The following is an 11,385-nucleotide window of genomic DNA, read 5'->3' on the forward strand; positions in this document are numbered from 1 at the left end:
AGACGTCTTGCGTTTGCTTTTGCGTCCAACCTTCTTGCCTTTTTCAGCTAAAAAACCGGTTAAGGAGGATCCTCATGTTGAAAGTAAATGCAAAAAAGACGGCAAAAGCCGCCTTTTCCAAGATCTCTTGAGGAATAAGTTTCTCAGGCGGGGCGTCTAGCCGAGGTTCAATTCCTTGAAGAAGTCGTTGCCCTTGTCATCAACCACGATGAAGGCCGGAAAATCTTCAACCTCGATTTTCCAGATGGCTTCCATGCCGAGTTCTTCAAACTCGACCACCTCCACCTTCTTGATGCAGTCCTGGGCGAGACGGGCGGCCGGGCCACCAATGGATCCCAGGTAAAACCCGCCATGGGCCTGACAGGCGCGGCGCACCTGGGCCGAGCGGTTGCCCTTTGCCAGCATCACCATGGAGCCGCCAGCGGCCTGGAACTGGTCTACATATGCGTCCATGCGCCCCGCGGTGGTCGGGCCGAAGGAGCCGGACGGCATGCCATCCGGGGTCTTCGCCGGTCCGGCATAATAGATCGGATGGTTCTTGAAATACTCCGGCAGCGGCTCGCCGCTTTCCAGGCGGTCGCGCAGTTTCGAATGGGCCAAATCCCGGGCGACAATCAAGGGGCCGCTCAGCGACAGGCGTGTCTTGATCGGATGCTTGGTCAGCTCGGCCAGGATCTCAGGCATTGGCCGTGTCAGGTCGATCTTGACTACATTGTCAGACAGGGTCTCGTCGGTCACTTCCGGAAGATATTTTTCCGGCTGCATTTCCAGCTGTTCCAGAAAGATGCCGTCCCTGGTGATCTTGCCAACAGCCTGGCGGTCAGCGGAACAGGAGACCGCAAGACCGATCGGCAGGGAGGCGCCATGGCGGGGCAGGCGGATGACACGCACATCGTGGCAGAAATACTTGCCCCCAAACTGGGCGCCGACGCCGGTTGCCTGGGTCAGTTTGTGGATCTCTTCTTCCATCTGGGTGTCGCGGAAGGCGTGGCCCAGTTCCGAACCTTCTGTCGGCAGGCCATCCAGATAGCGGGCGGAGGCCAGCTTGGCGGTTTTCAGGTTCAGTTCCGCCGAGGTGCCGCCAATGACGATGGCCAAATGATAGGGCGGGCAGGCGGCGGTTCCGAGAGTCAGGATCTTTTCTTTGAGGAACTCAACCATCCGGTCGTGGGTCAGAAGGGACGGGGTACCCTGGTACAGGAAGGTCTTGTTGGCAGATCCGCCGCCCTTGGCCATGAACAGGAACTTGTATGCATCTTCCCCTTCCGCATAGAGCTCGATCTGGGCGGGCATGTTATTGCGGGTGTTCTTTTCCTCGAACATGGAAAGGGGCGCGAGTTGGGAATAGCGCAGGTTTTTCTTGAAATAGGCATCGCGTGCGCCCTCGCCGAGGGCGGCTTCATCGGTGCCGCTGGTCCAGACCCGTCGACCCTTTTTGCCCATGATGATCGCGGTGCCGGTGTCCTGGCACATGGGTAGCACGCCATGAGAGGCGATATTGGCGTTCTTCAGAAGGTCGAACGCGACAAACTTGTCGTTTTCAGTTGCGTCTGGATCGTCGAGAATGCGTTTGAGCTGTTCCAGATGGCCCGGGCGCAGGAAATGGTTGATGTCCTTGAACGCTTCTTCTGCCAGAAGACGCAGTCCTTCCGGTTCGACCACCAGCACCTCTTCTCCGTTGAAGGTAGCGGTGGAGACAAACTCCTGAGTCAGCTTGCGGTAGGGGGTCTTGTCTTCGCCCTGCGGAAACAGCGCGCTGTGCTGATAGTCGGGCGTGGTGACGGGAGCGTTCATGAGACGTCTTTCCTGGTCTGGCTGGCACCGGTGCTGCGGCCACCGGTCTCGCTGGAGCGTTGTGTGATGTTCTCATACGGCAAAAAGGCTGCAGACGCCAAGTCCCGCAGCCTTCTCACTTTGGTTGGGGCGTGCCGCGTTCATCCCGATTTGAACGGCTTTGGCCTTTGTGTTCACATCTCTGAATTCAGGCAGAGACAGACAAATCCAATGAAACGCTGCTTGGTCCTGGTGTGTTGGAACTGAAATCCGCCTCAAATGTGCAGCGCGCGCCGTAGCGTATTTCAATTCCGAAAACCAAAATCGAAACATAGACTTGCTAGTCACCCTCATGAATTTGAAGTTCGTGCTGAACGCGCTGGAAAATGAGACGAACTTCAGATCAGGGTGACAAGGGTGAAGAGCGCTGAGTGCGCTCAGCGGGTAGCCGTCAGGTCCAGGGTGACGGTCACCGCATCGCCAACCGTGTCCTTGCCGACACTGGAGCCCAGTTTGTAGTCCAGGCGGTTGAGTGAGGCTGTTCCCTTGGCCTGGGCTGTGTCGCCGGTGATGTCGAGAGTAAAGTCCAGCGTGACCGGCTGGGAAATGCCCTTGATTGTCAGCGTGCCGTCGGCCTTGTAGACGTTGCCGTCCACATGCGAAACGCTGTCCGCCGTGAATTCTGCCTTCGGAAATCCGGATGCATCAAACCAGTCCGGAGCGGGCAGGGTGCTGTCGAATTGCGGATTGCCCGTCGAGGCGCTGGCCGGTTCGATCTCGGCCGAGATCTTGGAGGCACCCGGATTGTCCGTATCGAAATCGATGTTTGCGGTCCAGGATGTGAAGGTGCCTTTGAGCGGCTGACCGGCCTGCTGGACTTCAAATCCAAGCGAGCTCTGGGCCGGATCCACGGTCCAGGTGTCGGCAAAGACCGGGGCGGATGCCGTAATCGCAGACACCGCGACAAAGGCATAAGACAGCTTTTTCAGATGCATGTGAACATTTCCTGATTGAGCACATTAGGAGCTGGAACGGGCGGGGCCCGTGGAGATCATCCGCTTCAACGTGTCGTCCCGGGCGATGAAATGGTGTTTCAGCGCGGCGGCCAAGTGGGCGGCGATCAGCGCCATCAATAGATAGGCGCCATATTCATGCAGGATCTTGAACACCGTTTCCGCTTCGGCCTTGGAGCCGAGGACGCCGGGCACGGGAAGATGCGGCACCGGCACGATGTTGAAGATGAAAGTCGGAATGCCATAGGGAGAGGCGGATGCGACCATCCAGCCAGTGAGCGGCAAGGCAAACAAGAACGCATAGAGACCGGCATGGCCAAGATGTGCGGCCAGCTTCTCTAGAGGATGCATGCCGTCTGGCAGTTTCGGCGCCGGGTTCACCAGGCGCCACAAAAGCCGCAGAACCGCAAGCGCTAAAACCACGAAACCGATGGACTTATGCAGCTGAAACAGCGGAAAGGTTGCCGGATCGGTCAGAGGTAGCGATGTCATGTAAAGCCCGAGGGCCAGCATGGCGAAGATCAGCGCGGCCATTGTCCAATGAAAGGCAATTGCAATGCGTCCATAGCCTGAAGAGGTGTTGCGCAGCATGGCCGCCTCCCTGAAAAGAAGGAGGCCGGATGTTCCGGCCTCCGAATATTTTCTTATTCTGCGTCAGCTTTCAGCGCTTCCGCGTCGAAGGAAATGCTGATCTCGTCGCCGACATAAGGCACAAATTTGTCCATTCCGTAATCGGAGCGTTTGATCACGGTGGAGACGGCAAAACCGGCGGCCGGTTTCTTTTTCATCGGATGTTCACCCAGGTTCAGCACGTCCACGGTCAGGGTGGCCGGCTTGGTGATGCCTTTGATCGTCAGGTCACCGGTCACAGCAAGCTGTTTCTCGCCGGTCTGTTCAACCTTCGTGCTTTTGAAGGTTGCCGTCGGAAATTTGGCAGCGTCGAAGAAATCCGCGCTCTTCAGGTGCGTGTCGCGGTCCGGCCAGAACGTGTCGAGGCTGTCGATCTTGATGGTGAATTCAATGGTCGAATCGGCCGGATTGTCCTGGTCGATCATCAGTTTGCCATCCCAGTCGGCAAAACGGCCGTCTGTGGTGGAATAGCCAAGGTGGTTATAAGAGAAAGCCAGGTTGGAGTGGGACTTGTCGAACGCGTAGGAAACCGGGTCTGCGAGGGCAGGACCTGCCAGGAGCGTAAGGGCCAGTGCGGAAGCGGCGAGACGGATCATGATCAAACCTCATATCATATTTTGAAAGAGCGTTCGCTCATGAACGCTGCAGAGGGGAAGATAGGCCAGAAATCCGGTTGCGCAATTTAACTGACCGTTCGGCATGACTGAACAATACCCGGAAAAGAATCGGGGCCAGCGCAGCCAACCCGAAAAACCATCTGCCAACCGGACTGAGCATCGGAATCAAATGCGTCGCATGAGGTGCAAACTGTGCGTTTTTGATCACAGATCCTGTATGACTTCTTTGCCTAAGTGGTTGAATACGCTAAACAAGAAAAACTGTCATCATTCCATCAAGAATTTCAGGCACCACTTTATTCAACTTCCCTCACAGGGGGCATGATGGAAGCCCTTTCGCTCCAGACAATCTGTTTGGAGACACAGGAGTATTTAACGTGAACCACGCGGTCATAGTGTGTCATCGGGGAGCAAGCCTCAAGGCGCCGGAAAATACGTTCGCTTCCCTGGAAAAGGCGATCGAGCAGGGTGCGGAAGTGGTGGAGCTGGATGTGCGTCCCTCCAAAGATGGTGTTTTGTATGTGCTGCACGACGCCACCTTGGACCGCACGTCGAACGGAACCGGGCATATTGCCGACATGGTGTCCGCCGATGTGGACATGCTTGATGCGGGCAGCTGGTTCGGGCCGGACTACAAGGGAGAGTGTATTCCCCGTCTCGGCGCGTTTTTGGATGCCTGCAAAGCGCGGATCGGAACCTATGTGGAGATCAAGGAAGGAGACCCGGCCGAAATTCGAGACATGCTGGCGGTTCGCGGCATGTTGAACGATGCCTGGACCTTTTCCTTTGATCAGGCCATTCGGGCTGAAGCGCGGGCCAAGGTTCCCGATCTCAGGCGCATGGTTCTGTTTGCCCATGTCGGGTCGGTGGAGCGGGCTGTCGCCCAGGATGCGCATATCCTGGAGTTTGATGCGGATACTCTGGAACAGCAACTTGTCGAGGAAGCCAAGGCAGCCAACCTGATCACCCAGATGTTTTATGGCGGGGAGGACCGGGCGGTGTTTGAAAAGGCCGTTCGTTGCGGGGTGGAACAGATGAATATCGATCACGTGGATCTCTTCCGCGACATTGAACGCAGTCTTCTGTCTCCGGCTGCTTAAGGCTGGTGACACCGAAGAAGTTTTAATCTTCGTATTCACATTTGCGTAACCGTATCATCGAAATATCTCAGATAAACATCTGAATTCACGAAAGGTTAAATAGCTGAAGATGGCTATGAATTGGTTGCACCTGCGGAATTTGGATGTATGACTGTAAAAAATAGCAATTATCGCCAGAGATGTCGGGTTCTGAACTCGGGTGCAAATTCCTTTTACTGGTGCAGCCGGTACAAAATACGAATTTTTGCTGCCCTTTTTTTTAATAGTCTCGATGGTCGCTGGGGCCTTTCAGAGCGCTGCCGCCACTGAATGGGTCGTGAAGCGGGTTTCCGGCCCTGTTTATTTCGTTGCGCCTGGCTTGGAGGCATTCCGGGCCAGGAAGGGAATGGTCTTTCAAAAGGGCTTCACACTGGCGACCAGGTCCCGAGCCCGGGCGCTGATCGCCCGGGGAACGGAAACCATTACGGTTGGTCCTGAAACAACGGTTGCTCTGTCCAAACGGTTCAGCAACCGGGGAAAGACAACCCTTTTGCAACGTAAGGGCAAAGTAACTGTCGACGTCGCCAAACGGAACCGCCCGCATTTTTATGTCGAAACCCCGTTTCTGGCTGCGGTGGTGAAGGGAACCAAATTTGATGTTTCCGTCGATAGCCGCCGGGCCCGGGTGTCTGTGCAACGGGGGGTGGTCGGGGTCGAGGACTTCGCCTCCGGGGACCGCGCGGATCTTGGAGCCGGCCAGAATGCGTCAAGTGCTTCCAGTGGCGGCCGTGGGCTTGATGTCGGCGGCCGGACGAAGCCATCGGTGCGCCAAGGGCGCCCAAGGAAACCGAAGGTCAGCGCGCCGAGCCCTCCTGGCCAGTCGAAAAAAGCCAGACATGCGAACCGTGTCGAACCTGCCATCAAAGAAAAACGTGGCTGGTTTGAGGCCCTCTTTTCCAGATCTGACGCTGCTGGCAGTTCAGGAACCTCCGACGCTGGTGGCGTAGGCAAAGGGAGTGAAAAGGGCAACAACGGGGACGGCAATGGTGGTGGCAACGGCAACGGTGGTGGCAACGGCGGCGGCAATGGCAATGACGGCGGCAACGGCGGCGGCAATGGCAATGGCAATGGCGGTGGCAATGGCAATGGCAATGGCGGTGGCAATGGCAACGGCAACGGCAATGGCAATGGAAACCGCTAGAGCCGACATGACGAAACCGGCGAATTGCGCGCGCCGCGCTGGACGTTAGGACACCTGAGCGGGGGCGGATGGTGCTGATTTGGCGGGACAATATCGGTGGGCGTTTGCTCAATGCCGCTCTGGTTGCTTTGGTGGTTCTTGTCTCAGTTGCGGGCTTGCGCGTTTTCGGTGTGACGGCGGCCCTTGACAGGCTGTTATGGGAGACCCGTTTTGCCCTCGACCAGCGGCCGGTCTCCGGGGACATCGTTTTTGTCGACATTGATGCCAGCAGCCTGGCTGAAATTGGTCATTGGCCGCTCCCCCGCAGGATCTATGCGCGACTGATCGACCAGCTGATTGCGGGCGGTGCTCAGGACATGGTCTTTGACATCGACTTCAGCGCAGAATCCAATGCTTTGGACGACATGCTTCTGGCGCAAGCCCTGAAAAAGGCCGGCAATGCCAGCCTGGCGGTCTTCACCCAGGCCGCGTCAGGGGCTGGCGCGGAGGGGACTGTTCTCAACATGCCCCATGAACAGTTTATCGAGCATGCCTGGCCGGTTGTTGTGATGGTGCCTATGGAGGCGGACAGCCGGATCTGGCGCAACCTTTATGGCCATGAGATCAACGGCACGACGGAACTGTCCGTCGCCAGCCTGATCGGAGAGCATACAGGCGGCGTGAACGGCAGCTTTTTTCTCGATTACAGCATTTCGATTGACCAAATCGCGCGCATTTCCCTGGTGGACGTCCTCGACGGCACCTCCGATCCGTCTTTGTTTGATGGCAAAAAGATCATTATTGGTGCGAGTGCGCTTGAATTGCGTGATCTTTTTCCAGTGCCCGTTCACGGCATCTTGCCCGGGGCGCTCATTCAGGCACTGGGGGCCGAGACGCTTTTGCAGAAGCGGGCTCTGGAGCCCAAGGGCGAAGGCGTGGCGCTGCTCGTTGCAGCCTTGATCTGTGGGCTTTTGTTCATGACCAAGATTGACGGCTGGTCCATCAAGCTTGTGATTCTGGGTCTCGCAGCTTTTGCGATCGAGGCAGCTGCCATTAGCGTGCAGAGCACTGAGCCCATTCTGGTGCCGGCTGCAAGCGCCTATATCCTCCTGTTTCTGGTTGCTGGCGTGATTGTCCTGCGCGAACTTGGCTTCCACAAACTTCTGGCTCAGGTGGCCAATATCAACCAGCGCAACAGCGAGCGTATGCTCGGTCAGGTCTTTGACGACAGCTTCGATGCCATTCTTGTTCTGGACAGGGACTGCCTGATCACCGCAGCCAACCGCACTGCGCGGCAACTTTTCGACAATGAAAAACTCGCAGGCTGCCGCGCTCAGGCCGTTTTGCCCAATGCCCTGGTGGAAGAGGCGCTGGCTGTTCTGGGAGCTGTGAAAGACTGCATTCCGGTGCCGCAACTGCTGGTGCTGACCCAGGAGGGCGCAAGGCGCCGGCTGATCGAATATGTTGTTACAAAAACCGAAAAGACAATCGCGCCAAACGGGCGGTCTGGCAAGACGAAAAAGACGGCCCTGGCATGCGTGACTTGCCGGGATGTGACGGATGAACGGGAATCGGCCGCCCGTCTGGACTATCTTGCCCGGTTTGATCCGATTACCGGGCTTTTGAACCGTAGCGGCTTTGAGAGTGATCTGGCTGAGCGGACAAAGTCCGCCTGTGTTTCCGCAAACAGGGTTCTGCTGCTTCAGTTTGCGATTTCGAATCTGGACCAGATCGTCGCAACGCTTGGATTTTCATATGGGGACCGGTTGCGGCAATCCATCGCCGCCCGTCTGAAAACCCAGTTGGCTGAGGACATCAGCTGGGCAGCTGTCACCGCTGATGTCTTTGCCGGTGTTCGGCTGCTGGCAGCTGATCAGGACAGCGTCTTGCAGCTTGTGGAGGACATTCAAAAGACAATTGGCGGTGATCATGTCATTGACGGTGCCCATGTCTCCGCGCGTCTCAATATCGGCTATGTGATTGCCGACGGCGATATGGCTCCGGACAGTATCTTGAAACGTGCTGGCAACGCCCTGTCGCTGGCGCGCCGGGACAGCCAGAACCAGGTAGTGTGCTTTCAAAATGAGATGGATACAGCTCTCCAGCGGCGCCGGAGCCTGGAAGGGGAGCTGTTCAAGGCGATTGTCCGCGATGAGTTGCGGCTCGACTATCAGCCACTCGTCAATCTGATCGACGGGTCCATCTTCGGGGTTGAGGCATTGCTGCGCTGGGACAGCCGGTCCTTCGGGCCGGTGTCACCAGCTGAATTCATTCCGATTGCCGAAGAGACAGGCTACATCGTCGAGCTGGGATCCTGGGCGCTGAACCGGGGTATGAAGGAAGTCCAGTCCTTGCCGGGGGCGCTCCGGCTTTCGGTAAACGTGTCACCGCTCCAATTCTTCCGGGGCAATCTGCTGGAAACCGTGGCGGAAGCCCTCGAGCGCTCGGGGTTTGCGGCCAACCGGCTTGATCTCGAAGTTACCGAGACCCTGTTCGTGGATGAGAGCCCGGATTTGAAACGGAAGATGGAAGAGCTTCAGGCGCTGGGATGCCGTTTTTCGCTGGATGATTTCGGGACGGGCTACTCTTCGCTGGCCTATATCACCGACTATCCGTTCTCCAAGATCAAACTGGACAAGTCCTTTGTCCGGGACACCCTGGAGCGGGAGGAGGACACTGCGGTGATCGAAGCGGTGCTTCTGCTCGCGCAAGGCTACGGAATGACAGTGCTGGTGGAAGGCGTGGAAACGGCGGAACAGGCTCTCCGTCTTCATGAACTCGGCTGCCGCTGCGGCCAGGGCTATTATTTTGGCCGCCCGACAGGGGCGGCCGATATGGCGGCCCAGCTTGTGCAGGCCGCCTGATACATGGCGCAATTCCGGCGGCCACAATCCTTAAATGCCTCTTGGGTCGTGTAATGCGACCCCGCATCAGAGGCTTCGGAGAGTGGCCGCCGGAATTGCGCCATGTGTGACATCCTGTGACCTGAGCTTAAAGCCCCAAGCCGCCGAGGCAGCTGTATTTGATGTTCAGATAGTCATCGAGCCCATATTTGGAGCCCTCATTGCCGATGCCGCTTTCCTTGAAGCCGCCAAAGGGGGCGACTTCCGTGGTTATGACACCTTCGTTGACGCCGACAAGACCATATTGCAGCGCTTCCATGACCCGGAAGCAGCGACCGAGATTCTGGGAGTAAAAATAGCAGGCCAGGCCATATTCCGTGTCATTGGCGACCTGAATTGCCTCTTCTTCCGTCTCAAAGCGGAAGAGAGCAGCCAGAGGCCCAAAGGTTTCCTCACGGGCGACCTTCATGTCGGAGGTGGCGCCGGTGATCAGCGTCGGCTCATAGAACGATCCGGGGCCGTCCGGTTTCTTGCCTCCAGCCTCAAGGGTCCCGCCTTTGCGCAGGGCATCCTCGACATGTTCGGCGACCTTGTCGGCGGCGGCATCATTGATCAGCGGTCCCTGGGTAACCCCGGCCTCAAGCCCGTTGCCGACTTTGAGCTGGTCCGCCATGGCTTGCTTCAGCTTCGCAGCAAAGGCCTCATAGACGCCGGACTGGACATAAAGCCGGTTGGCGCAGACGCAGGTCTGGCCGGAATTGCGGAACTTGCTGGCAATCGCCCCTTCCACCGCCCGGTCTAGATCCGCGTCGTCAAACACGATGAAGGGGGCGTTGCCGCCAAGTTCCATGGAGACCTTCTTCATGTTCTTGCCGGCATTGGACGCCAGCAGCTTGCCGACCCGGGTGGAGCCGGTAAAGGTGATCTTGCGCACGGCGGGGTTCTCGCACATTTCCTCGCCAATTGCGGGGGCGTCCCCGGTGACAATATTGAGCACCCCGGCTGGCAGGCCGATCCTGTCGGCCATGACACCGTAGATCAAAGCGGAATAGGGCGTGAATTCGGCCGGTTTCATCACCATGGTGCAGCCGGCGGCCAGGGCAGCGCCCAGTTTGCGGGCAATCATGGAATTCGGAAAGTTCCACGGAGTGATCGAGGCCGCGACGCCAACCGGTTCCTTGGTGACCAACAGGCGCCGGTCGGCCCAGGGGGAGGGGATCGTGTCGCCATAGATCCGTTTGCCTTCTTCGGCAAAGAACCGGATGTACTTCACACCAAGCGTGATCTCGCCCTTGGCTTCGGCAAGCGGTTTGCCCATTTCAGTGGTGAGGATCGCGGCGAGATCGTCCAGATCCGCCATCAGTGCATCGCATAATTTGTGCAGGTAGATGGCGCGCGCTTCCGCAGTCAGCGCTTTCCAGGCGGGCAGGGCTGCCTCGGCCGCAGCGATTGCCCGTGCGGTCTCCGGGCGTCCGCAATAGGGAATGCTGCCGATGCTTTCGCTGGTCGCCGGATTGGCAACGGCAATCGTCTGGCCGCTGTCAGCGTCACCCCAGGCGCCGTTGATATAGACCTGTTGCTTGAGAAGCGCAGCGTTCAAAGTCATAGAAAACTCCGTGAAATGTCGCAAAGGAAGCAGTGGGAAGGCGTGTCCCTGTTAAGTTCCCCTGACATAGTGTGCGGGCAGGGGCGCTGGCAAGGTCTTTGAGATAAATGGCCTGTTGCCGTCACCTGGAAGGGCTGAGCTGGAGAGAACTTCGCCAGGGCCCCATGGAAAGAAAGCTGATCTGAAGAAGATCAGGCGCTGTTCAGGCGGTCTTGCAGCGCAGCAATGTCATCGGCAAGGTTCTGGGCCTGGCGTTGAAGACGGTCCAGCGCAACTTTCATACTGTCGAGATCAGCAGTTGCAGGTTCATCGGAAATGGGGGGCGTGCCCCGGCCCACCAGCAGCCAGGTCGGGCTCACATTCAAGATGCCGGCCAAAAGAACAAGTTTGTTGGAGCGGGGTTCGGACCGGTCACTTTCCCAGCTGTGCAGGGTTGAGGTTTTGATGCCAAGGCGCCGCGCCAGCTGTGCGGTTGACAATCCGGAGGCGTCTCTGGCCTTGCAGATGCGTTCTCCCAACGTGTAGTCGCTGCTGCGTGTGGACATGACTGAACTCCCGCCGGCTTCTTCGGAATCCGCCACCAGTTGAATGGTTCCGACCGGCCGGGCCGGAAGATTGCTGTTGTAAGGATTGGTCATGGCGCG

At 57.7% G+C, this 11,385-nt stretch carries 9 protein-coding genes and 1 pseudogene; 3 read left to right on the plus strand and 7 right to left on the minus strand.

Going from position 1 to position 11,385, the window contains the following annotated elements:
• Positions 1 to 156: 156 nt before the first annotated feature.
• From ACXAH0_RS09735 to ACXAH0_RS09750, 4 genes are all read right to left on the minus strand, one after another.
• Positions 157 to 1,794 carry a fumarate hydratase gene (locus tag ACXAH0_RS09735; RefSeq protein WP_475190706.1) on the minus strand — a complete coding sequence of 546 codons (1,638 nt, stop codon included), beginning with the start codon at positions 1,792 to 1,794 and terminating at the stop codon, positions 157 to 159.
• Positions 1,795 to 2,210: 416 nt separating this feature from the next.
• A complete protein-coding gene (locus ACXAH0_RS09740; RefSeq protein WP_475190709.1) occupies positions 2,211 to 2,768 on the minus strand; it encodes a YceI family protein in 558 nt (185 codons plus the stop codon).
• Positions 2,769 to 2,792: 24 nt separating this feature from the next.
• Positions 2,793 to 3,377, minus strand: a complete 585-nt coding sequence (locus ACXAH0_RS09745) for a cytochrome b (protein ID WP_475190713.1) — start codon at positions 3,375 to 3,377, stop codon at positions 2,793 to 2,795.
• 53 nt (positions 3,378 to 3,430) lie between these two features.
• Positions 3,431 to 4,012 carry a YceI family protein gene (locus ACXAH0_RS09750; RefSeq protein ID WP_475184103.1) on the minus strand — a complete coding sequence of 194 codons (582 nt, stop codon included), beginning with the start codon at positions 4,010 to 4,012 and terminating at the stop codon, positions 3,431 to 3,433.
• Positions 4,013 to 4,410: 398 nt separating this feature from the next.
• Here ACXAH0_RS09750 and ACXAH0_RS09755 point away from each other — a divergent pair, with 398 nt between their 5' ends.
• Both ACXAH0_RS09755 and ACXAH0_RS09760 read left to right on the plus strand, forming a co-directional pair.
• Entirely contained in the window at positions 4,411 to 5,133 is a 723-nt protein-coding gene (locus tag ACXAH0_RS09755) for a glycerophosphodiester phosphodiesterase (protein ID WP_475184101.1), read from the plus strand.
• Between the two features lie 385 nt (positions 5,134 to 5,518).
• Positions 5,519 to 5,809: pseudogene (locus ACXAH0_RS09760) on the plus strand (FecR domain-containing protein); the annotation flags it as partial.
• A 282-nt stretch (positions 5,810 to 6,091) separates the two neighbouring features.
• Here ACXAH0_RS09760 and ACXAH0_RS09765 read toward each other — a convergent pair.
• Positions 6,092 to 6,322: a hypothetical protein gene (locus ACXAH0_RS09765; RefSeq protein ID WP_475190985.1), complete on the minus strand. Its 231-nt coding sequence runs from the start codon at positions 6,320 to 6,322 to the stop codon at positions 6,092 to 6,094.
• A 59-nt stretch (positions 6,323 to 6,381) separates the two neighbouring features.
• Here ACXAH0_RS09765 and ACXAH0_RS09770 point away from each other — a divergent pair, with 59 nt between their 5' ends.
• Complete coding sequence (locus tag ACXAH0_RS09770; RefSeq protein WP_475190716.1) at positions 6,382 to 9,156, plus strand: EAL domain-containing protein; 2,775 nt, start codon at positions 6,382 to 6,384, stop codon at positions 9,154 to 9,156.
• A 127-nt stretch (positions 9,157 to 9,283) separates the two neighbouring features.
• Here ACXAH0_RS09770 and ACXAH0_RS09775 read toward each other — a convergent pair whose 3' ends face one another.
• Together ACXAH0_RS09775 and ACXAH0_RS09780 are read right to left on the minus strand one after the other, a co-directional pair.
• Positions 9,284 to 10,741, minus strand: a complete 1,458-nt coding sequence (locus tag ACXAH0_RS09775) for an NAD-dependent succinate-semialdehyde dehydrogenase (protein ID WP_475190717.1) — start codon at positions 10,739 to 10,741, stop codon at positions 9,284 to 9,286.
• A 191-nt stretch (positions 10,742 to 10,932) separates the two neighbouring features.
• Entirely contained in the window at positions 10,933 to 11,379 is a 447-nt protein-coding gene (locus ACXAH0_RS09780; RefSeq protein ID WP_475184093.1) for a helix-turn-helix domain-containing protein, read from the minus strand.
• Positions 11,380 to 11,385: the final 6 nt, after the last annotated feature.

The organism is Roseibium sp. AWQ4_290, assembly GCF_056160985.1.